The following is a 20,985-nucleotide window of genomic DNA, read 5'->3' on the forward strand; positions in this document are numbered from 1 at the left end:
TAATATTCATGTAGAAAATCCTCTATATTCATAGAAGCGTTTTTGTATAATCCTTCATAAATACAACTATATATTCACTTGTGATGTGTCAGCCCTGTTTCTTGTACATGGCTGATATTTTTTTTATATAGAATAATGGCGAGCCGCAAAAGAAAGAAATTAAGGGAAAATCTTAAGGGGATTTCTTGCAAATAAGGTAAAATAAAAAAATCAAGACGTTGATGAAGGTTACATGTTTTTGGTTTAAAACGGGAATTTTATATTAAGAGTAAAACAATGAATTTAGCGGAGGTGCCTTGTAAATGCCAATGATTAACTTTGATGGACCTGTCCTAACTATTGATCAAAAGAGGAGTCTGATTCATGGAATGAGTCAAGCTGCTTCCCAGGCCTTGGGAATTCCTATGGCAGCCTTCACAGTTACCTTAGATGAACACGAATACAGCAATATGGGTATTGGTGGGGAAGTGCTAACCGAAACTGCCTATTGGGATAAATACAAAGAGAGAGATTAACATTTAATTTCTAAGATCAAAAAATAAGCGGCCTCAGGGAGGCCGCCTATTTTTTGATCTTAGAGGTTGTTCTAGTGAGTTGGGCGTACAACGGGGCCGCCTCGTTGCACGCCCAACTTTATTTCGAGAGCTTTTTAGGACTGCTATTTTATTTACACAGTTTAATGAAATTGTGATAAGATGATTCTTAATAAGGAACCAATAAAAATAATTAAGGAAGTTTTGCACTTGAAGAGGGTGTAGAAAATATGTAGAAGAGAGAAGGGGTGTCCAATGCCGACTAAAAGAGATGTAGAACAAGTTTTAGAGAAAAGGGATTGGAATCAACTTAGTATTTGGGCTAAAGAACATAGGAATGTCTACCGACAATTAATGACCCGAATTTATGTTAAGGATGGGCTTATATTCTGGAGAGCTGTAGATGCCTTAGGTTTTTTAGTTCGTGAAATCGAAAAGGAAAAGCCCACATTTGCGGTAGAGCTTGTAAGACGCTATTTTTGGATGCTTAATGAAGAATCTGGGGGGACGGCTTGGAATGCATCTGAGGCCATAGGGAGTCTCCTTGCTCATTGTCCGGGGACTTGTGGACATTTTAATTGGATGCTTTCTGGGTTGTTAGAAGATGAGAGCTTAAGGGATGGAGCACTATGGGGATTAGCGCAATTGGCACAGACTGCCCCACAGTTAGTATATCCTCTGGAAGAACGCATAAGCCCCTTCTTAGAAGCTAAAGAACCCTTCGCTCGGGGATTGGCTGCCTTGATTTATGCCCTGATGAGAAAACCAGCGGATGACTTTGAACTTTACCGTGAACAAGGACCTAAATGGAGCGTTTCCAAAGAGCTGGATCAGCGCTTAAAAAATGATCAGCACCATCTTGAAATTTATCAAGATGGCAATTTTGTCAGTTATACTGTTCAGGAACTCTGGCAGGTTCAAACTCTTGCGTTTTGGTCTGAGCAGATGAATATCAAGGATATGGAGGTTGAAATAACGGTTGCCTCCACTGAGGAGGGGTTATGTTGGTTAGGACTTGGCTCGATGGTTGAGGAGGAACAGTCCTTGAGAACATGGGCAGCACGCTGGTTCCCAAAGGGGTTTTTGATTCGAAAACGCGAGCCTAATACAGAGGCTTTTCGTCAGTTGCAAGAGTATTTGACAGGGAAAATTAAGGACTTTAGCATCCCTCTTCATCAAGTCGGTACCCCTTTCCAACTTCAAGTTTGGAAAGAGCTTTTGCGTATACCATATGGAGAGACACGCAGTTATGGTGATATTGCTGCGAGAGTGGGTAATCCAAAGGGGCAAAGAGCGGTGGGCATGGCCAACAATCAAAATCCAATTGGAATTGTGGTTCCCTGCCATCGAGTGATCGGCAAAAACGGAAGTTTGACAGGGTATGCCGGGGGGTTAGACATTAAGGAAAGGCTGTTAGAATTGGAAGGTTTTATCCGAACCTAAAGGGGAAGCTTAAAGAATTATTGATCTTCAGTTGAACGAGTTCACTAGAGACGGTTAATAAATAGCATCTTAAACAACTCGGGAAAATAAATAGATAAATGAGAAGGCAGGGAACAGATATGGAGAACAAATCCCTTTTTACTGGAGTCGAACATATTGGAATTAAGGCCTTGGAAATGGAAAAGGCCATTCGATTTTACACAGAAGTACTTGGCTTTAAGTTTTTAAACCGGATTAAACCAGGCGAGGTGGAATTGGTCTTTCTGGAATTAGGGGGTACCGTTGTGGAGTTGGTGGAAGTCGTTAACGGCCAAAAGTTTGAGGATGGAGTTGTCAATCACTTGGCAATCCGTGTATCCGATATTATGAAGGCTATTGATCATTTAAAAGACCATCAGGTTGAGTTGACTGCTTCGGAACCCATGTCGATAGGAGAAGGACGGTATAATTTCTTTTTTCGGGGTCCGAGCGGAGAAAGACTCGAGCTATATCAGGTGTAACCAAGAAGGTCCGCATAATAATGTTGATCAAAGATGGCCGGCCCGCCTCCAGTGTGCCAAAAGACAATCTTCTCAGGGAATTCTTGGCTTTTCTGTTGCATCAGGTGTTTAACTGCTGCCACACCTTTGGAAGTGTAAACGGGGTCAAAAAGGATGCCGTCAGTTCGAAAACACTCAATGATGACCTTAGAAGACTCTGGAGTGGGTAGGCCGTATCCCGGTCCGATAAAATTAGCAGTAATTTCAAAAGATGGCAGCGAACAAGGAATATGAAGCAAATCCAAGACCTCGGCAGCAAGTTTTTCAACCTGTGTATGAAGTTGATCCGAACTTTGGATTACATTGACTCCCAGTACGCGAAGAGGGTGTGGGAGAAGAGCATTGGCGGCGATCAACCCCGCTAGAGTTCCGGCGCTACCGACTGAACAAATCAGGGTATTTGGGGCCCATCCTTGTTCTTCAGCTTGTTTAAGCAGTTCGAAAAAAGCGAGAAAATATCCCAACGATCCGAGAACATTAGAGCCCCCTAGAGGGATTGTGTAAGGATGGAAACCCTGTGATTTCTTTTCAGTGGAAATGCGGTTTACTGCTTGATCAAGAGGTTCTTCTCCACAAGCTATAATTTCTGCCCCGGCTAGACGATCCAGAAGCAGGTTGCCACCCCATTCAGTGGGTGTCTCTCCTGGAATAACAATCACGGGTTTAAGCTTTAACATTGCGGAAACGACAGCTGTGAGACGAGCATGATTGGATTGAGGTGCACCCGATGTTATAATGAGATCTGCCTTTTGACTTAGTGCTTCAGCCATCAGGAATTCAAGTTTGCGCAGTTTATTCCCTCCAAGGCCGTAGAGAGTCAGGTCGTCTCGTTTCCAATATAATGCATCCTCACCCCAAGCAAGGCGGCTTCTTTCAAGGGGTGTAGGGCCGCCCATCAAGGGGATGCGAGAGGGAATGGGTAAGCTTTCCAGTAATGATTTGTACATTTGACACCTCCTGGGATTATCATTCTATCAGTTATCAAGGAATCCCTTCTTGAAATCCCTTCAGAAGATTTAATAATCTTGCAATGCCTGCTTTATGTGGTAATATTATCCTGTACCTGCCTGCCTTTCGTATATTTACAATTGATGTTTAGGGTCAATAATTGGAGGGGTTTATTTACATTACAAGGGGACCAAAGATATGGTCGACCAGATATATATACCGAGGATGATAAGATTAAGGTATCTATTTTTTCGGATCTCTTGGTTGATTTAAAACCGATTTTTGATAGTATCAGCAGCTAAACAAGATCATTATAAAGAATGGAAGCAACTATGCAAAAGAAACGATATCTTACGTTTAATGAACACTTGCGCAATCGATTTAGGGAGAAAGTTTTTAAGGTCTCTTTGGACGCTGGATTTACATGCCCAAATCGAGATGGAACTTTGGGGTGGAGCGGGTGTGTCTATTGCAGCGAGCGAGGATCCGGGGATTTTGCCGGAGATCAGAAGTTATCCCTTCATGATCAATTTGTTGAAGTTTCAGAACGGATGAAGAGGAAATGGCCAAGCGCAAAATATATCGCTTATTTCCAAGCGTATACCAATACCTATGCCTCGTCGGAAAGGTTACGCCAGGTTTATGAAGAAGCCCTGGCAGAAGAAAATGTCATTGGATTATCCGTCTCAACAAGGCCGGACTGCTTGCCGGAAGATGTGCTCGACTATCTTGAGGAACTGAATCGGCGGACGTATTTATGGGTAGAGCTGGGTTTGCAAAGCAGTCATGATCGAACTATGGAATGGATTAGAAGAGGTCATGATTATTCCCAATTCCTTAAGGGTCTAGAACAATTGCGATATAGAGGGATACGGGTTTGCGCTCATATAATTCTAGGCTTGCCTGGAGAATCAAAAGCAGAAATGCTGGAAACAGCGCGGGCAGTTGCCGGTCTGCCTATACAAGGGATTAAAATTCATTTGTTACATGTGCTCAGGGGCACTCCATTGGCAACAATTTATGACAAGGAGCCATTTGAACTCATGACGAAAGAGGACTATGTCTCTCTTGTTGTGGATATTCTAGAAATTTTACCGCCAGAGATGGTGATTCATCGTTTGACCGGAGATGGCCCCCCAGATGATCTAATCGGGCCTCTTTGGAGTCGGAAGAAGTGGGAAGTTCTCAATGCCATCGACGCTGAGTTAGAACTCAGAGATACATGGCAAGGGAAAAGGGCAGAGAAATAGCGACCCTGAAGGATCGCTAAAGAGAAGGAGAAATGTGAAGTGAAGTTCGGATTAAGGCCTAAGCTTAGGCCGTGATAACTGATCTGGCTGCATGGATGCATTATAACAGGAGTTTTTAGGCTTAGACTGGGGTGGTGTGAGTTTAAAGCTAGGTGCTAAATTCAAGTAACGTTTAAGATCTGAATTTGTAGCAATTATTCGTTGGCTTATTTGATCATTATTGAGACGTTCCATGTTGCACTCACCCCCTTGTTCTTATAACTATTTCTATTATGGGGTTTCGTACTGGACAAGTTTTCCTTCCCAAGTACGTAAAACTGCTTTGTTTTCATCAAGAGATACCAGGTATTGCGGTAATATGGGTGTCTTACCTCCGCCCTTCGGGGCATTTATAATATAAGTTGGCACCGCAAGGCCGGAAGTATATCCTCGTAACTGATCCATTATGGCAAGTCCGTCTTGAATCCGAGGAACAAAATGGCGTGTTCCCTTGACGTTTTTGGCATGGAAGATATAATATGGGCGAACCCTGATTTTGAGGAGTTCATGATTTAGTTTCTTCATGACCTCTGGTTGATGGTTTATGCCTTTGAGTAAAACCGCTTGATTACCCAAGACCACCCCGGCTGCAATAAGTTTGTCAGCCGCTTTTTTAGCATCTTCAGATACCTCTTTGGGGTGATTAAACTGTGTGTTAATATAAAGGGGTGGATATTTAGCTAATATTGAGCACAGTTCGTCCGTTATGCGCATAGGAAGAGTCACTGGAGCCCTTGTGCCAAGTCGCTTGATTTCTACGTGAGGAATTGAGTGAAGTTCTCCCAGAAGCCAATCCAGAGTGAGATCACTAAGAAGCAAGGCGTCTCCGCCAGTTACTAAGACGTCTCGAATCTCGGGATTTGCGCGAATATAATCTAGAGCTGCTTTAAGTTCTGTTCTTTGTGTATGAGTATCGGTTTCCCCAATATTACGTCTGCGCTGGCAGTGCCGGCAGTACATAGCACACATATTTGTGACATTTATAATTAACCGATCCGGATATCTGCGCGTAATCCCGGGAGCAGGAGATGTGATTTCTTCGCCCATAGGATCATCTTCGCCAAAGTCTTCGACGAGTTCAGCTAATGCAGGCAATCCTTGAAGCCGAATTGGGTCCAGAGGGTCCGTATCACTCATTAAACTTAGATAATAAGGGGATACAGCCCAACGATAGGTTTTTCCTACGCGGTCAATTTCCTCACATTGATCTAAAGTTAATCCGGGAAGCAGAGCCCTCAAGACATGGGGGTCTGAGATTCTATGCGCCATTTGCCAGTGCCAACTTTCCCAGTCTTCAAGTGTGGCGTTGAAATAGCTTAGAATATCTGCACGGCGGGATTCGTAGGTTTCTGTAAGCGAAAATCCTGTAGGAACTTTTTTCGAGTTGTTGAGATATGGAATAACCATTTGTTTAAGCTCAACTGCGCGCTTAAGCGCATATTGTCGAAATGTACCTGAACGTTCTTGGAGTTCGACAGCCATATATATTCCTCCTTTATCTGTTTCCAGTTGAAACTTAATTCATCCAGATGTGCTTTTCTCTAGTAATGGGGGTGTTTTGTACGCCATCCGTGGCCCAACGCATAAGTGTCGCTAGGGCTACCGCTTGGGCGGAAGCTTGGCGCTTAGCCACGCATTCTAAAAAACAAAAAAGAACCAATCAAATCATCGGTTCCCAAAAGAATTAAACGCGAAATATCACGCTAACGTGTTTCAACGCTTACGAGGTTAGCTGTCGGGTTCGAGCTGAAAACTGCTCTACGCCATTTTGGCGATTCACCCCAAGAAGTGGTTCCCCCGTTTTCCTTTTGGAAATTCAGCAAGGTAAAAATATTTATTTTACTGACAACCTTATATTAACACAAGAGTTGTTACCTGTCAATAGCATGATGTAACCAAGATTTGGCTATGTTATAATAGGTTAGAATTCGAGTGGATATTTTATTATTAGTTATTCAAACCATGAACTATGAACCAAGAATCAGCGAGATTGGATAAGGGGTTGACATAATTGGAAAAGGCTCGGTATCAGGAAATTGCAATCGATATAGCTCACGCAATCATGATGGGAGAATATCATGAAGGGGTGAAAATTCATGGCCGTTCGACGTTAGCAGGACGGTATAATGTTTCTCCAGAAACTATTCGCCGGGCCATCGCAGTTTTGCAAAATGTCGGTGTAGTTGTGGTCAGTCAAGGAGTAGGGATCACCGTAACCTCAAAGGCCATGGCAGAAAAATTTGTTAAATCCTTTGATCAAAAAGGGGAAATTCAAGTCTTTGTTGAAGATCTTAAGAAGCTTATGGATCAAAGGCGTGAAATTGACATAAAGATTGAAAGTCATCTTAATAAATTCCTAGGTTATACTGACCGTCTAATGTCTCGGTGGCTGGATGTTGGAGAAATCGAAATCGGAAAAACATCCCCTGCCATTGGCAAGACTTTGAGAGAATTAAAAATTCGAGAGCGAACAGGGGCAACTATTGTGGCGGTGGTTCGAGACGGATTGGAACAATTTTCTCCAGACGCCAGCTTTGTCCTGCGTGGAGAGGACGTCCTGCTGGCAGCAGGTTCAGCAGAGGGGCAACAGAAGCTAAGGTCAATTTTATAAGTTGGATGGAGTAAGTTAAAAATGTATCCTGGCATTGATATTATAGAAATAGAACGAGTGGCACAGGCGTTTAAACGTCAACCTAGACTAATTGAGCGCCTTTTCACAATTCGAGAGCAGGAAGCCTTAATTGGGAAAGGTATTCAAAGTTATGCAGCACGTTTTGCTGGAAAAGAGGCAGTTCTTAAGACTTTGGGAACTGGCTTACAAGGATTGTCTTGGCATGATATAGAGATTTTGAGTAATGTAAAGGGAGAACCGCAAGTTTTTCTTAGTCTTAAAGCAATGGATCAGGTATCTGCCAGGGGCGGATCAGAAGTTCGAGTTAGTTTATCCCATAATCGAACTCAAGCGATGGCGTTCGCAATTTTAAGCTAATATAGAGAACTGGGGTGGGGAAAGTGCGTGTGGTCAATGCAGAACAGATGCGGCAGATAGAAGAAAATGCCATTCATCATTATGGTATTCCGAGTTTGCTCCTTATGGAAAATGCAGCCTGGGCAGTCGTCGAAGAGATTCGACGTTGTATCCCCAAAGGGAAGGAGGGGCTAAACGGTCGAAAAGCAGTGATTCTTGTTGGCAAAGGAAATAACGGCGGAGATGGTTTGGCTGTTGCTCGACATCTGGTTTTTCAAGGGATGGATGTTACGGTTTTAGTATTTGCTCCACTTAAGGAATTAAAGGGAGATGCAGCTTTAAATTTGCATCTTTTTCAAGGCACCACCGGTAAATTATTTGTAATCGAAGGAGAGAAACAGCGGCGGTTAACACGATTGGCTTTGGCGCAAGCAGATGTCGTTGTAGATGCACTTTTTGGAATTGGAATGCGTGGGGCTTTGCCTGGCCTGATTGAAGAATATGTGGATGAAGTGAACTGTGCTCCCGGTTGGGTGGTTTCTATTGATATTCCCAGCGGGGTTGAGGCTAATACCGGTAAAGTTTATCGAACTGCGGTTCGAGCCCAAACTACAGTTACCTTTGGGCTCCCCAAATGGGGCCTTTTTCTCGGTGAAGGGCCCGAATATTGTGGACGGGTTGTAGTGGATCCCATTTCTATTCCAGAATCCTACCTGGTAGAAGAAGGAATTTCTACGTTTGTATTGATGGATGATGATGTGCGTGATATGATCCCTATTCGTCATCTCAAAGGGCATAAAGGAACCCATGGAAAAGGTATTCTTGTGGCAGGGTCTAAAGGGATGAGCGGGGCATCAGTGTTAGCAGGACAAGGAGCTTTGCGAAGTGGAATTGGGTTGTTACAAATCGTTGCTCCACAAGGGATTGCGAAAGAAGTGGATGCAAGCATCACGGAGGCAACTGTTTGGTCTGCGCCTGGAGAAGATTTCTTGAATGAAGAAGCTTGGCAGGTAGTCTTAAAACAATCTGAGAAAGCTAAAGCCCTTGCTGTAGGTCCGGGTCTAGGTGAGAATATAGAGTTTATTTCTGTTTTAGAAGAAATTCTTAAAAATATTAGTTGCCCAATTGTCTTGGATGCTGACGCCCTTAATCTCATAGCATTAGAACCGGGTCTGTTGAGTTTGAGAAATGGAAGAGGCGGGTTGATACTTACACCTCATCCCGGTGAAATGGCTCGACTCTGTCAATGCAGTGTTGAAGATATTGAGCGGAATCGGTTAGATATTGCGGTGGCAAAAGCAGTTGAGTGGGAAGCTGTGGTCGTTTTAAAGGGTTCTGTGACTATTATTGCTTCCCCTGATGGTCGTGCTTTCTTTAACCCAACCGGAAATCCCGGACTTGGCGCAGGGGGGACGGGAGATGTTCTTACCGGCAGTATTCTTGCTTGGTTAGCCCAAGGAGTTTCACCGCTGGAAGCGGCTTGTCTGGGCGTATATTTACATGGTAAAGCAGCGGATGAGTTAGCAAAAGAGTTTGGTTGGTCTGGATTTACGGCCTCGGAAGTAGCAGATCAAATTCCTAAAGTGAGGCGTGCATTAGAGTATAAGGGCTTAGAGGGAAAGAAGGGATAAACTATGGGAGGGAGACCGGTCTGGGCTGAGGTGAATCTGCAAACCCTTAGAGAAAATTTCTACAAGCTTCAGACATATACCAAAAGTGAAATAATGCCGATCGTAAAGGCGGATGCTTACGGACATGGCGCGATTCCTGTTGTAAAAACGCTTATAGCCTGTGGTGCACAGCGTTTTGGAGTTGCTCTTTTGCAAGAAGCCCTGGAAATTAAAGCGGCGTTTCCTGAGGTTACGGTCATGGTCATTGGTGCTACGGAGGGGAATGAGTCGGATACTTTAGTTGAAAGAGATATTATTCCCACTGTTTTTCAATTAGCTCAGGCTCAGGCACTTTCCGAGTCAGCTGTGAGGCTTAACCGAAGGGCGAGACTACATATAAAAATTGATACAGGGATGGGGAGAATTGGATTTTGTGAGACCGACGTCGCTGAGATTCTAAGGATTGCCGATTTACCCAATCTGTTTATTGAAGGTATTTTCACACATTTTGCGACTGCGGACCAAAGAGATTTGTCATTTGCCAGAAAACAGTTAAAATGTTTTAAGACTGTTTATGAAGAGCTAAAGAGGGCCGGGCTTACTATTCCGATCCGCCATGCGGCTAATAGCGCGGGGATCATTCAATTACCGGAATCACATTTTGAGCTTGTTCGTCTGGGAATTAGCCTCTATGGACTCACTCCATCTTCTCAAATTGACGGGAATATTGGACTAGAGCCGGTAATGGCTTGGAAAGCCAAAGTGTCACATGTCAAAACTATCAATACCGGAGAGACTGTAAGCTATGGCCGCACATTTCAAGCGGCTTACCCTACCGTTGTGGCAACTGTCCCGGTAGGTTACGCGGACGGAATGCGCAGAGCTCTTTCCAATCAAGGGGAAATGCTGATCCATGGAAGACGTTCAACAATTATAGGGCGGATCTGTATGGATCAGTCTATGCTGGATGTAACGAAGATTCCGGGAGTAAAAGTAGAGGATGTCGTAACTATTTTAGGAAAAGATGGCAACGAACAGCTGACAGCGACAGAAATGGCTGATTGGATGGGTACCATTAGCTATGAAGTGGTTTGTGGAATTTCTAAACGGGTTCCGCGAGTTTATATTGATCCAAGGGAGCATTGATGCGATCCCTTGTTTCATGTCCGAAGTGATCTAATTATTAAAAGTCAAACTCTTTGAGACATAAAACCCTTTGTTGCCTCATAAATTGTGGCAAGGGGGTGCCATGTCTATGTTTGATCTAACGACTGGGTTGAGTTATGCCTTTTTTATGCTTTGCCTGGTGCTCGGGTGGGGTGCCGCTGGAGCTTTGGATTACGATGGTATCCTGCGTCGTTCTACATCCCGTTGGGGGAGATTTTTACTGCGTATAGGCGTAGCGCTAGTATTGGCTGAGGGATTTCGAATTTTCTTAAGCTTTGTCTTGGGGCCGGTACTCGATCTGGTTGTAAATAAAAGTATTAATGGATTTAAAGCTTTTTAAATTTCACGTACAAGACTTGATCTGTGAATTGATTTAGGTACAAAATGAGCCCCTCCAGAATTGAAGTGAGACTACACTTCAATTCTGGAGGGGCTCTTCGAAGTCCTATCAACCTATAAGAAACCTAGGCCGGTATAAAACCAAAATACATAAGTACAATGATTCCGAATACAACTCGGTAGTAACCAAAGGGCTTAAAATCCTTTTTGCTAACGTAACTCATGAATCCGGCAATTACTAACCAAGCTACTATAAATGATATGAAAAATCCGAAAGCTACCACTAGAAACTCATGTGAGTTGAGGGCGAGTCCATTTTTTAACAATGTGTAACCAGAAGCAGCGACCATAGTAGGAATGGCTAAGAAGAAGGAAAATTCTGCAGCTACGACCCTTGAAGCACCTAATAACATGGCCCCTATGATGGTTGAGGCTGAGCGTGAGGTTCCTGGTATCATAGCTAAACACTGGATAAACCCAATCAAAAGAGAAGTTCTGTAAGTGAGTTGTTTCATGGATTTAATATTGAAGGCAGGTTTCTTGCTTTCAATATATAATAAAATTAATCCGCCGATTATGAGGGCTATAGCGACAACTGTCGTATTAAACAAAAGTTCTTCTATGTAATCCCCTACTAGAAATCCAATTCCAAGGGCAGGGAGAACCCCGACCAGGGTCTTTTTCCATAGCTCAAATATTTCTTGATTTTTGGCTGACTTATAATTGCCGAAGGGAATAAGTCTATGCCGAAAGTAAACAACGACGGAAAGAATTGCCCCCAGTTGTATCACTACATCGAACATATTTGCAAATTGTTCCGTAAACCCAACAAACTGGTTCACTATGATTAGGTGCCCTGTCGAAGAAATCGGGAGGAATTCGGTAATTCCTTCTACGATCCCTAAAATCAAGGCGCTGACATAATCGTTCAAAGCATCATCTCATTTCTAAGTATTGATCACACACCTGACCATTATCCCATAGTTTTAATAAGCGAGTCAATGAATACAAGCCCGTAATTATTGGCAGGAAACGACAAATTAAATAGATTAAAAAATAATATTAACATCTGAGTATCTCATGGTAAAATAGTCATATTCAAATAATTATTGAATTCATAGTCTGCCAGTAGCCCGGAAAGTGCTTGCTAGGGTTTGGGTGGTTGAAAAGATAGGTTTGTTTTGAGTGGATTTTGGTTGATAATACACATAAGAGTGCTACAATGTATGAGATAACAGTGAACTCGTTCAACTAAAGCTGAACATCGAGACTTCGGTGACGATAGTCTCCAGTACGATACTCTCCACTGGAGACTATCGTTACCGAAGTAGAATAAGGAACACCCACTTGAAGAAGTGGGAGTCTCGGAATTGATTAAAGGAGTAAACATGAAGCGAACATGGCGTTTTTGGCTTGCCTTATGGGCTGGTAAGATAATAACTATGGGGCTGTTAGTTACAGGGAAAAAAGGGACGACCCTGCCCGGAAAGATTGCCAACTGGATTGACCCGCAGATCATGCGCCACTTGAGTGTGGCCTATACTGATGGAATTATCATGGTTACCGGGACCAATGGAAAAACCACAACGGCTAATCTCCTGGCAAGTATTTTGCGTCAAGCCGGAAAAGTGTTTGCCTTTAACCAAGCGGGGGCGAACCTAGTGACTGGAATTACGGGAGCTTTAATACAGAATACAGGGTGGAATGGTTTATCACAAGCGAGTTTAGCATTGCTGGAAGTGGATGAAGCGACAGTTCCTAAGTTTTGTGAACAAGTGTCTCCCAGTCTAGCGATTGTCACTAACTTTTTCCGTGATCAGCTTGATCGCTACGGAGAATTAGATACTACAGTACGTATGGTTAAAGGATCTTTGCCGAAAGAAACGGTTCTTGTCTTAAATGCGGACGATCCTTTAGTTGCTCAGTTTGGTACGAATCATAATCAGGCAATTTATTATGGGGTGGAGCGCACCCCAGACAGCCAAGGGGATAGTCAGGAGACAAGGGAAGCCAGATTTTGCCCCGGATGTGGAACGGCCTTAGATTATACGCTGTTTCACTACGGCCAATTGGGGATTTTCAAGTGTTCAGGGTGTGGTTTCCATCGTCCTGAACCTGAAATACTGGCGAAGGATGTTCATCTGGATGAAGGGTTGATGCTGTTTCAGGTTGATGAGGTTGCCTTTAGGATAGCTCTGCAAGGGTATTATAATCTGTACAATGCACTTGCAGCTCTTACAGCAGCCCGTGAATTAGGTTTCAAGGATAAAGTTATTGAAAAGGGGCTGCGAGTGTTTATCCCTCAAGCCGGACGGATGGAACGGTTTAGTCTCCCGGAGGGGGACATCACCTTAACTCTCGTTAAGAATCCCACAGGGTTTGATCAGGTCATTCAGACAATGATTGGTGTCGATAGACCCCTGGGGATTTTAATCGGAATTAATGACCTAGCAGCGGATGGGCGAGATATTTCTTGGCTTTGGGATGTGAACTTTGAACGATTAGGAACGCATGAGGCACGCATACAGAAAGTGGTATGTACAGGTCTTAGAGCAGAAGACATAGCCTTAAGGCTAAAATATGCCGGCGTATCCGTCGAGAAACTTATACTTGAACATAGTTTGACTGGAGCCCTTAAGATGTTGACAGGAAGTCGGGCAGAGGGCGAAGCTTGGTTTATATTACCTACGTATACTCTGCTCTTTCCGCTTCGGGAGATCGTGGAAGACCGTCAAAAGAGTGCGGGGCTGTCGAATTCGGGAGCTAAGGAACGTGGAGAGGAGGCAAGGGCGTGAAACTTGCTATTTGCCATCTGTATCCGGATTTACTAGACCTTTATGGAGATAGAGGTAATATTTTAACGTTAGCGGCTCGGTGCCGCTGGAGGGGAATTGAACCGGTAATTCAAAAAGCCTCCCTAGGGGAAGACCTGGATTTCATGGGTATGGATATTCTGTTTATTGGCGGCGGTTCTGACCGTGAACAAGGCCTGTTGGTTCAAGATCTTATGCGTCGGGAGAATGAACTTAGAAAGGCCATTGAAAATGGTCTTGTCGTGCTTTCTATTTGTGGTGGTTATCAAATGCTGGGAAAATACTATCAAATGACTAATGGGGAAAGAATTGACGGGTTGGGCATCTTGGATATCTGGACAATTGCTGGGGCAAAGCGTCTGATTGGAAATGTGGTTGTGGAACTTGACGAGAAAAAATCAAGCGGTAATTCCAATAAATTTAGGACAATGGTTGGGTTTGAGAATCATTCAGGCAAAACTTATTTGGGTGAAGGGATCAGCCCTTTGGGCAAAGTCTTATTCGGTCATGGAAATAACGGTGAGGACAGTGGGGAAGGGGTACGTCACCTCAACGTCTTTGGAACGTATTTACATGGACCCCTCCTCCCTAAGAATCCGCATCTCGCCGATTTGTTATTAGAATTGGCTATTCAAAGGCGTGGAGTGGACACTTCCTTGATGGAACTTGACGATTGCTTGGAAGATTTAGCGCATAAGGCCATGGTCAAAAGGCTATTGAAACAGGCCTAAAATCATGGCTATGATTGGTTAATAACAAAAATCAGTATATCAAGAGTGATATACTGATATACTATAGTTAATGAAGGATTCTTGATAAAAGTTCTCATCCATATTGTCTCTTACCATAATTTACATGGTGAAATAACCTTGATTTCGAGGGGTTTTGGTTTATTTACCTGTGGAATTCGTTGACACTTTTTTAGATTACTGTCTATAATAGAGTATAGCTTTAGCTAAATGACTTGGGGGTGCTAATGTGGCAGAAAGTAAGCGAATTATGATTAGTTTGCCGGAGAGTTTGCTTGCGGAGGTTGATGGGATCGTCACAGTTGAAAAGCGTAATCGCAGCGAATTTATTCGAGAAGCATTGAATAGCATCCTTCACGAACGCCGGAAGAAGGGAATCCATGAGCAAATGCGTAAAGGGTACCTCGAAATGGCGCAACTGAATTTATCCATAGCTAGAGAATTGTTTCAAACGGAACAAGAAGTACTAGAGTATTATGAAGAAACGATGGTGGCGTATCAGAGATGATGATAAAACGCGGGGAAATTTATTACGCTGAGCTTAACCCCGTCGTCGGCTCAGAACAGGGAGGAACTCGTCCCGTCCTCGTGGTCCAAAATGACATAGGGAATCAATTTAGCCCGACGACAATTATTGCCGCGATCACTTCACAGATTGCTAAAGCGAAGTTACCGACTCACGTAGAGGTAAGAGCTAAACGCAGCGGATTAGAACGGGATTCGGTCATCCTTACGGAGCAGATCAGAACGATTGATAAAAGTCGGCTGAAGGAAAAAGTAGCGGTATTGGATGAAGAAGTGATGCTAAGAGTAGATCAAGCCATCGAAATTAGTTTAGGGCTTGCGGATATTTAATATATAGTTTCTGAAGAGGCAGCGCTGCGGAATGAATACCGACGCTGTTTTTGTTTGGCATAGATGACAAGTACAAAAAAGAGACGACTACTGTCGTCCCTCTTTGTACGGGTTCACCTGCACACATGTCACAGATAAGAATATCTTTACAAACATGAGTTCCATAGCAGATGTTATCTCCGATTTTTGTCGCGCCATTTGCGCGATCTCAATGTCAGCTCACCTTTTAGTTTAGAACAAGTGCAAGTTTTTGTCAACTTTAAAAGAGTGTATACAGTATTCCTTGTTAATTAATAGAGGGATTTGTGGATTTGTGACGAATAAATTGTACATAACTGACATACTTTAAAGGAACTAAATGGTAAAAAAATACAAGAAATGGAAGGAGAACCCGCTTGATTCAATTAGAAGGGGTAAATAAACATTTTGGTCATTTGCATGTCTTGAAAGATATTAATCTAACGGTAAAGTCGGGAGAAAAATTGGTGGTCATTGGCCCCAGTGGATCAGGCAAGAGCACATTAATTCGATGTATGAACCTGTTAGAAAAGCCAAGTTCAGGTAAAGTTACGGTGGACGGGGTAGACATAACTGCTCATAAGGCATTAGTGGCTAAAGTTCGTCAGTCAGTTGCTATGGTCTTCCAGCAATTTAACCTCTACCCACATAAAACAGTTTTGGAAAATTTAACTCTTGCTCCTATGCTTATTAAGAAAGTGCCTCAGGCGGAAGCAGTTAAGGCTGGTCTGGCTTATCTTGATCGTGTGGGATTAAAAGAAAAAGCTAATGTATATCCGTCCCAACTTTCTGGGGGTCAGCAACAACGTGTGGCCATTGCTAGGGCCTTGGCAATGCGGCCTAAAATTATGCTTTTTGATGAGCCTACATCGGCTCTAGATCCGGAAATGATCCAGGAAGTTCTTGATGTTATGGTTGATTTAGCTCATGAGGGAATCACAATGGTGGTTGTCACCCATGAAATGGGTTTTGCTAAAACGGTTGCAGATCGCGTCATCTTCATGGATGATGGACAGATAGTGGAAGAGAATTCTCCCCAACGCTTTTTTGAAAACCCTACGCATGAACGCACCAAGTCATTCTTAAGCCGGATTTTACGCTAAACTTTAAATTCGGTTACTTCATAGGTGTAATTATTCTGGTTTAATATGGAAAGCGCAGGTAAGCTGTGACTATAGAATTGGAAGAGGGGGATATATATAATGAAGAAATTTGGTATTATTTTAACAAGTTTATTATTAGTTGCCGGTCTGGTAACAGGATGTGGGTCTACTCCGACTACCCCAGACAAAGGCGCCGGCGGATTGCCTGCAGATGTACAGGCCATCAAAGACCGGGGGGTTCTAAAAGTAGGGGTTAAAGTCGATGTCCCTAATTTTGGATATAAGGATCCAAAGACGGAAGAAATCACTGGATTTGAAATTGATTTAGCTAATGCCATCTCTAAAGAAATTTTGGGAACTGAGAAAATCGAACCTGCTGCCGTTACGGCGAAAACTCGAGGTCCCTTAGTGGACAGCGGGGATGTAGACCTAGTTATTGCCACATTTACCGTTACGGAAGAGCGAAAAAAGAGTTACAACTTCTCTGACGCGTATTTTACCGATGGTGTAAAATTAATGGTTAAAAAGGATTCCGGTATTCAAGGTCTCAAAGATTTAAACGGTAAAAAGATCGGTGTAGCCCAAAGCGCCACCAGTAAGAAGGCTATTCAAGAGGCTGCTGATAAGATTGGAGCAAAAGTCACCTTCATGGAGTTCAGTACCTATCCGGAAATTAAGGCAGCTTTGGATTCTGGCCGAGTTGACTGTTTCTCCGTAGATGGATCTATCCTATCTGGTTATTTAGATGATTCAACGGTTATTCTGGCGGATAGTTTTAGTCCTCAAGATTATGGAGTTGCCTCTAAAAAAGGAAATGACGGATTAGCTAAATTAGTAAATGATACGATTGCAAAGCTCAAAACATCTGGAGAGCTTGATAAAATGACACAAAAGTGGGGTCTTAAATAGTGGTTGGTCCTTTTGCTTGGTTTAAATGGGAAGCCCTTTTTCGCGATTGGACGGTATTTGCTGAGGGGTTTAAAACCACCATTATGGTGGCCGTCCTTTCCCTTGCATTGGCCCTGATACTGGGAATAGTGTTTGGGGTGCTAGGGACTTCTCAGTGGAAACTCGCCAAGCTGGTAAGTCGCGTCTATGTGGAATTCATTCAAAATACGCCACTCGTTATCCAAGTTTATTTCCTCTATCATGGGTTGCCTCACATGGATGTTATGATACCTGTCTTCGCAGTGGGTGTTTTAGGTGTCGGCGTGTATCATGGCGCTTATATTGCGGAAGTGGTCAGGGCTGGAATCGACTCGATCCACAAGGGGCAAATGGAAGCAGCTTTATCTCAGGGCTTTAGTTTTTGGGGAGCTATGCGGCACGTTATCTTGCCGCAAGCATCCCGAATCGTTTTACCACCCCTCACTAATCAAGCGGTTAACCTGATTAAAAACACATCCGTACTTGCTATGGTTGCCGGCGGTGACCTGATGTATCGTGCGGACTCCTGGTCAAGTGACAATCTCTACTATGGGCCTGCGTATGTTGCAATTGGTCTGCTTTATCTCCTTCTTTGTTTGCCTTTAGCGACCTTGACACGCCGCTTAGAAGGTAAAACGGGGGTGTCATCATGATTCAAGAGGTCTTTAAACCTGAACTTATTCGTTTTCTTGGTCAAGGACTATTGACGACTATCTATATTGCAGTTATGGCTATTCTGATTAGTTTTGTCTTCGGAACTGTCCTTGGCATTGCTCGTTACTCTAAACAACCTATTCTGGGTAGAATCGCTACAATTTATATTGAATGCGTTCGTAACATTCCTATGCTTCTTTTTATCTTAGTTTTTCGTTTTATGACCACTATGAAACCGATTAATTCAGGAATTGTCGCAATCGCAGTCTTCACTTCGGCCATCATTGCCGAGATTGTCCGAGGGGGGTTAACCTCCATTGATAAAGGACAGTGGGAAGCCGCCAAGTCACAGGGCTTTTCTTATCGTCAAACCCTGACGAATATTATTCTGCCTCAAGCTATGCACAAAATGATCCCGCCTTTAGTATCTCAGTTTATAACAGTTATTAAGGATACATCATTTGTATGGGTTGTGGGTGTAGAAGATTTGACAGGTAAAGGCATGATTATTTTAGGACAATACGGTACAACTGCTCAGTTCTTTGCTATCTTTGGGATGATTGCATCAACGTATTTCGTTCTGAATTATTCACTCTCAATTATAGCCCGTCGACAACAACTTAAAATGGTACACCAGAGTTATTAAGTTGTTTTAACGAGTTGTTAGTAAATATTTTCTGAAAAAAATTATGACTCTTCTTAGTGGACGACCCTAGATTAGGGTCGTCTTTTTTATAATAAAGGCAGTTTTATCACAAATGTAAGATTCTTTACCGACTTAAGGCGGATGAACTAAAAGGATGACATTTTCGCTACTGAAAAAGGCGAATTTAATGTCCGAGATCCCTGCGGAACAATTTGAGCATAGTGATCGTGATTTAATCAAGACCGCAGAGGACAACTTAAGCGGGTCAAATGAGTAATGGTATGATAATCTAGTTAAGAGAGTAAATTGATAAAGAAAACCCACAACTTTTCAAGCGGAACAAGAAGCGATGGTATCTTAAAGGGACTCTGATTTTTTAAATCAGGGTCTCTTATTCATAAGAAATTCACAACTTTTTCATGAGTTAATCGTATCAGAGAGTTAGACTAAGGACATAGAAGGACAGCAGATTCACAGGAAACGTAACAGAAATTAATAATCGATTGGGAGGAATATTCAATGAAAAAATTCAGTAAAAGAATTACCGTGATCGTAGGTACTGCAACATTAGTTCTAGGTCTCATGGCTTTGCCGGCCTTGGCAGAAACGTCTCAGCAACAAGGAAGTGGATGGTTTGGACAAATGAATGGATACATGCAGAAAACCTTTTCACCGGAACAACACCAAACTCTTATGAATTCGACCGAAATGCAAAACCTTCATAATTCGCAGGGTATGCAGAATGCAATGCAAACAGGCGATTTTGAGAAGATGCAAGAACTCATGAATTCCAATCCGGTAGTTAAAGCTCAAATGGGTCAAGAGAACATAGATAAGATGAATGAATTTATGAGTAAATCTGGAGGGAGCATGATGACCAAAAGTAGTGGTATGACCGGTACCCGCGGTTCTATGATGAATGGGAGTGTAAATGGAATGGCATCTCAGTCAAATAATTAAAAGGAGAGAGAGCTTAAATGATGATTGGTTTAATTCTGTTAGCCGTTATTGCTTATTATATGTTTAGTCCATCTAGTTCTGGAGCTTCATGCTGTATGGGCCATCAATCTCAAGCGAATACACCACTGGATATCTTGAATGAACGATATGCACGCGGTGAGATTCAAAGAGATGAATACCTTGAAAGGAAACGAGAACTCTCTGGGCAAAAACGGTACGTATCTATTAAAAAAGAATAAACAGCGTTTTATATTCGAAAGGGAATATCGAAGGCTGTATTTATAGAAAATCAAAAATATGTTTGAAGGAGGAATTTACATGATGGGTGGCTGGGGTAATATGATGGGTGGTTGGGGATATGGTGGTTACGGAAGCGGCGGCTATGGGATGATGGGTATGGCGGGAATAGGAATGCATCTCATCTTCGGGATTGGGATTATCCTTCTGGGTATCTATCTATTTCGTCGAAATGCCTCACCTGTTCATAACGGGGCAACAGGTAAGCATAGTGCTATGGACATCCTGCGCGAACGATATGCGCGTGGCGAGATAGATTCAGAGGAATTCCAGAGCAGGAAACGGGATTTAGAGATTAAATAATTAAAAACCATAAAAGCGGCTGAGGATGAACTGATCCTCAGCCGCTTTTATGGTTTACTGATGAATGAAATAACTCTGCTAATCTTAACTTTGTTTCGACTAAAGCTAAATTACAAAATTCCTTACCCGTTGTAACATTTTTTCACATTTTCGCAAAACATTTTCATAGTTTAGTAAATACCAGTTAATATGCCTTCAGTATAATTGGCTTCGAAAGGAGGAATAGTTCTTATCTTAAGGAAGGGGAGGTATTATATGTGAATAAGATGATTTAATCGTTAAATTCAATAAGGAAACAATTACGTTTTCTGGCTGAAACTGAAACGATAGGTAGATAATGAAATCCATACTCCAGTGGACGAAGAAGAAGCGGTGGATAATGAAATTCCTGCTCCTACGGACCAAGGACAAACGGTAAATAGAAGGTATGCCAAGCTCCTCCCCTCTTTAAGATAAATTGCAGAACATTTACGACAATCTGTTAAGTATTTTTGGAACAACTTTCACCCAATAATCGGATTACCAGAATAAAAATTTTATACCTAGGCAGCATAGGAAGGATATTCCTGGCTCCTAAGGGTTGACATATGCTCAACTGACAACTTATAATAATCATATCAGTTGTCAGTTGTTCCAACTAAATAGTTAAGGACGCGCTGAGTTCCGCACAAATGGGGAAACGGGGGACCCATCTTTTTGGGGTGAATCCGGCTTTTGCCGGTAGGGTTGTATCTTTTGCCCGAATCCGTCAGCTAACTTCGTAAGCGCTTACAAGAGAGAAAAAACTTCGTAAAGGGTCCTGCGTCTAGTTCAACGCGGGACCC

The 20,985-nt window shown here is 42.8% G+C and carries 24 protein-coding genes and 2 riboswitches; of the genes, 21 read left to right on the forward strand and 3 right to left on the reverse strand.

Translation table 11 applies throughout. The features are described from left to right. Nucleotides 1-302 precede the first annotated feature (302 nt). From BUB11_RS16020 to BUB11_RS16030, 3 genes are all read left to right on the forward strand, one after another. Nucleotides 303-515, forward strand: a complete 213-nt coding sequence (locus BUB11_RS16020; RefSeq protein ID WP_073030765.1) for a tautomerase family protein — start codon at nucleotides 303-305, stop codon at nucleotides 513-515. A gap of 273 nt (nucleotides 516-788) precedes the next feature. Continuing rightward, complete coding sequence (locus BUB11_RS28310) at nucleotides 789-1,976, forward strand: DVU0298 family protein (RefSeq protein WP_073030766.1); 1,188 nt, start codon at nucleotides 789-791, stop codon at nucleotides 1,974-1,976. 119 nt (nucleotides 1,977-2,095) lie between these two features. Beyond that, complete coding sequence (locus tag BUB11_RS16030) at nucleotides 2,096-2,476, forward strand: VOC family protein (protein WP_073030767.1); 381 nt, start codon at nucleotides 2,096-2,098, stop codon at nucleotides 2,474-2,476. Here the strand turns inward: BUB11_RS16030 and BUB11_RS16035 are convergent. Next, nucleotides 2,467-3,462, reverse strand: a complete 996-nt coding sequence (locus BUB11_RS16035; protein WP_073030768.1) for a D-cysteine desulfhydrase family protein — start codon at nucleotides 3,460-3,462, stop codon at nucleotides 2,467-2,469. The genes BUB11_RS16030 and BUB11_RS16035 overlap by 10 nt on opposite strands. 333 nt (nucleotides 3,463-3,795) lie before the next feature. Here BUB11_RS16035 and mnmL point away from each other — a divergent pair, with 333 nt between their 5' ends. Beyond that, nucleotides 3,796-4,713, forward strand: a complete 918-nt coding sequence (gene mnmL / locus BUB11_RS16045) for a tRNA modification radical SAM protein MnmL/YtqA (RefSeq protein ID WP_073030770.1) — start codon at nucleotides 3,796-3,798, stop codon at nucleotides 4,711-4,713. A gap of 270 nt (nucleotides 4,714-4,983) precedes the next feature. Here mnmL and eam read toward each other — a convergent pair whose 3' ends face one another. Next, a complete protein-coding gene (gene eam / locus BUB11_RS16055) occupies nucleotides 4,984-6,234 on the reverse strand; it encodes a glutamate 2,3-aminomutase (protein ID WP_073030772.1) in 1,251 nt (416 codons plus the stop codon). A gap of 220 nt (nucleotides 6,235-6,454) precedes the next feature. Then, nucleotides 6,455-6,584: riboswitch (cyclic di-AMP (ydaO/yuaA leader) on the reverse strand. Between the two features lie 179 nt (nucleotides 6,585-6,763). Here eam and BUB11_RS16060 point away from each other — a divergent pair. From BUB11_RS16060 to BUB11_RS16080, 5 genes are all read left to right on the forward strand, one after another. Further along, complete coding sequence (locus tag BUB11_RS16060) at nucleotides 6,764-7,363, forward strand: GntR family transcriptional regulator (protein WP_073030773.1); 600 nt, start codon at nucleotides 6,764-6,766, stop codon at nucleotides 7,361-7,363. Nucleotides 7,364-7,384: 21 nt separating this feature from the next. Beyond that, nucleotides 7,385-7,741, forward strand: coding sequence for a holo-ACP synthase (gene acpS / locus BUB11_RS16065; RefSeq protein ID WP_073030774.1), 357 nt, complete (start codon nucleotides 7,385-7,387; stop codon nucleotides 7,739-7,741). A 23-nt stretch (nucleotides 7,742-7,764) separates the two neighbouring features. Further along, on the forward strand, nucleotides 7,765-9,351 hold the full coding sequence (locus BUB11_RS16070) for a bifunctional ADP-dependent NAD(P)H-hydrate dehydratase/NAD(P)H-hydrate epimerase (protein ID WP_073030775.1): 1,587 nt from the start codon (nucleotides 7,765-7,767) through the stop codon (nucleotides 9,349-9,351). A 3-nt stretch (nucleotides 9,352-9,354) separates the two neighbouring features. Continuing rightward, complete coding sequence (gene alr / locus BUB11_RS16075) at nucleotides 9,355-10,476, forward strand: alanine racemase (RefSeq protein WP_073030776.1); 1,122 nt, start codon at nucleotides 9,355-9,357, stop codon at nucleotides 10,474-10,476. A gap of 109 nt (nucleotides 10,477-10,585) precedes the next feature. After that, complete coding sequence (locus tag BUB11_RS16080; RefSeq protein ID WP_242947571.1) at nucleotides 10,586-10,837, forward strand: hypothetical protein; 252 nt, start codon at nucleotides 10,586-10,588, stop codon at nucleotides 10,835-10,837. Between the two features lie 124 nt (nucleotides 10,838-10,961). On the opposite strand, the gene BUB11_RS16085 is transcribed toward BUB11_RS16080, so the two are convergent. After that, on the reverse strand, nucleotides 10,962-11,768 hold the full coding sequence (locus BUB11_RS16085; RefSeq protein WP_073030778.1) for an undecaprenyl-diphosphate phosphatase: 807 nt from the start codon (nucleotides 11,766-11,768) through the stop codon (nucleotides 10,962-10,964). A 456-nt stretch (nucleotides 11,769-12,224) separates the two neighbouring features. Between BUB11_RS16085 and BUB11_RS16090 the strand changes: the two genes are divergently transcribed. The 12 genes from BUB11_RS16090 to BUB11_RS16140 all read left to right on the forward strand — a co-directional run bounded on the left by BUB11_RS16090 (nucleotide 12,225) and on the right by BUB11_RS16140 (nucleotide 20,161). After that, nucleotides 12,225-13,631, forward strand: coding sequence for a Mur ligase family protein (locus tag BUB11_RS16090; protein WP_073030876.1), 1,407 nt, complete (start codon nucleotides 12,225-12,227; stop codon nucleotides 13,629-13,631). Then, on the forward strand, nucleotides 13,628-14,380 hold the full coding sequence (locus BUB11_RS16095; protein ID WP_073030779.1) for a type 1 glutamine amidotransferase: 753 nt from the start codon (nucleotides 13,628-13,630) through the stop codon (nucleotides 14,378-14,380). The genes BUB11_RS16090 and BUB11_RS16095 overlap by 4 nt, the downstream gene beginning before the upstream one ends. A gap of 247 nt (nucleotides 14,381-14,627) precedes the next feature. After that, a complete protein-coding gene (locus BUB11_RS16100) occupies nucleotides 14,628-14,906 on the forward strand; it encodes a CopG family ribbon-helix-helix protein (RefSeq protein ID WP_073030780.1) in 279 nt (92 codons plus the stop codon). Beyond that, nucleotides 14,903-15,253 (forward strand): type II toxin-antitoxin system PemK/MazF family toxin, encoded by a 351-nt coding sequence (locus BUB11_RS16105; RefSeq protein ID WP_073030781.1) that lies wholly within the window; start codon nucleotides 14,903-14,905, stop codon nucleotides 15,251-15,253. The genes BUB11_RS16100 and BUB11_RS16105 overlap by 4 nt, the downstream gene beginning before the upstream one ends. Before the next feature lie 395 nt (nucleotides 15,254-15,648). Further along, nucleotides 15,649-16,374 carry an amino acid ABC transporter ATP-binding protein gene (locus tag BUB11_RS16110; RefSeq protein WP_073030782.1) on the forward strand — a complete coding sequence of 242 codons (726 nt, stop codon included), beginning with the start codon at nucleotides 15,649-15,651 and terminating at the stop codon, nucleotides 16,372-16,374. 99 nt (nucleotides 16,375-16,473) lie between these two features. Then, on the forward strand, nucleotides 16,474-17,283 hold the full coding sequence (locus tag BUB11_RS16115; protein ID WP_073030783.1) for a transporter substrate-binding domain-containing protein: 810 nt from the start codon (nucleotides 16,474-16,476) through the stop codon (nucleotides 17,281-17,283). Further along, nucleotides 17,283-17,954 carry an amino acid ABC transporter permease gene (locus tag BUB11_RS16120; RefSeq protein WP_073030784.1) on the forward strand — a complete coding sequence of 224 codons (672 nt, stop codon included), beginning with the start codon at nucleotides 17,283-17,285 and terminating at the stop codon, nucleotides 17,952-17,954. The genes BUB11_RS16115 and BUB11_RS16120 overlap by 1 nt, the downstream gene beginning before the upstream one ends. Then, nucleotides 17,951-18,601 carry an amino acid ABC transporter permease gene (locus tag BUB11_RS16125; protein ID WP_073030785.1) on the forward strand — a complete coding sequence of 217 codons (651 nt, stop codon included), beginning with the start codon at nucleotides 17,951-17,953 and terminating at the stop codon, nucleotides 18,599-18,601. Before BUB11_RS16120 ends, BUB11_RS16125 begins: the two co-directional genes overlap by 4 nt. Nucleotides 18,602-18,755: 154 nt before the next feature. Continuing rightward, complete coding sequence (locus BUB11_RS28815; RefSeq protein WP_282434011.1) at nucleotides 18,756-18,878, forward strand: hypothetical protein; 123 nt, start codon at nucleotides 18,756-18,758, stop codon at nucleotides 18,876-18,878. A gap of 242 nt (nucleotides 18,879-19,120) precedes the next feature. Further along, a complete protein-coding gene (locus BUB11_RS16130) occupies nucleotides 19,121-19,561 on the forward strand; it encodes a hypothetical protein (RefSeq protein ID WP_073030786.1) in 441 nt (146 codons plus the stop codon). A 17-nt stretch (nucleotides 19,562-19,578) separates the two neighbouring features. Beyond that, nucleotides 19,579-19,800 carry an SHOCT domain-containing protein gene (locus BUB11_RS16135; protein ID WP_073030787.1) on the forward strand — a complete coding sequence of 74 codons (222 nt, stop codon included), beginning with the start codon at nucleotides 19,579-19,581 and terminating at the stop codon, nucleotides 19,798-19,800. A gap of 79 nt (nucleotides 19,801-19,879) precedes the next feature. Then, entirely contained in the window at nucleotides 19,880-20,161 is a 282-nt protein-coding gene (locus BUB11_RS16140) for an SHOCT domain-containing protein (RefSeq protein WP_073030788.1), read from the forward strand. Between the two features lie 644 nt (nucleotides 20,162-20,805). After that, nucleotides 20,806-20,943: riboswitch (cyclic di-AMP (ydaO/yuaA leader) on the forward strand. The last annotated feature ends 42 nt before the right edge of the window (nucleotides 20,944-20,985 follow it).

The organism is Desulfosporosinus lacus DSM 15449, from assembly GCF_900129935.1.
GTDB lineage: Bacteria > Bacillota > Desulfitobacteriia > Desulfitobacteriales > Desulfitobacteriaceae > Desulfosporosinus > Desulfosporosinus lacus.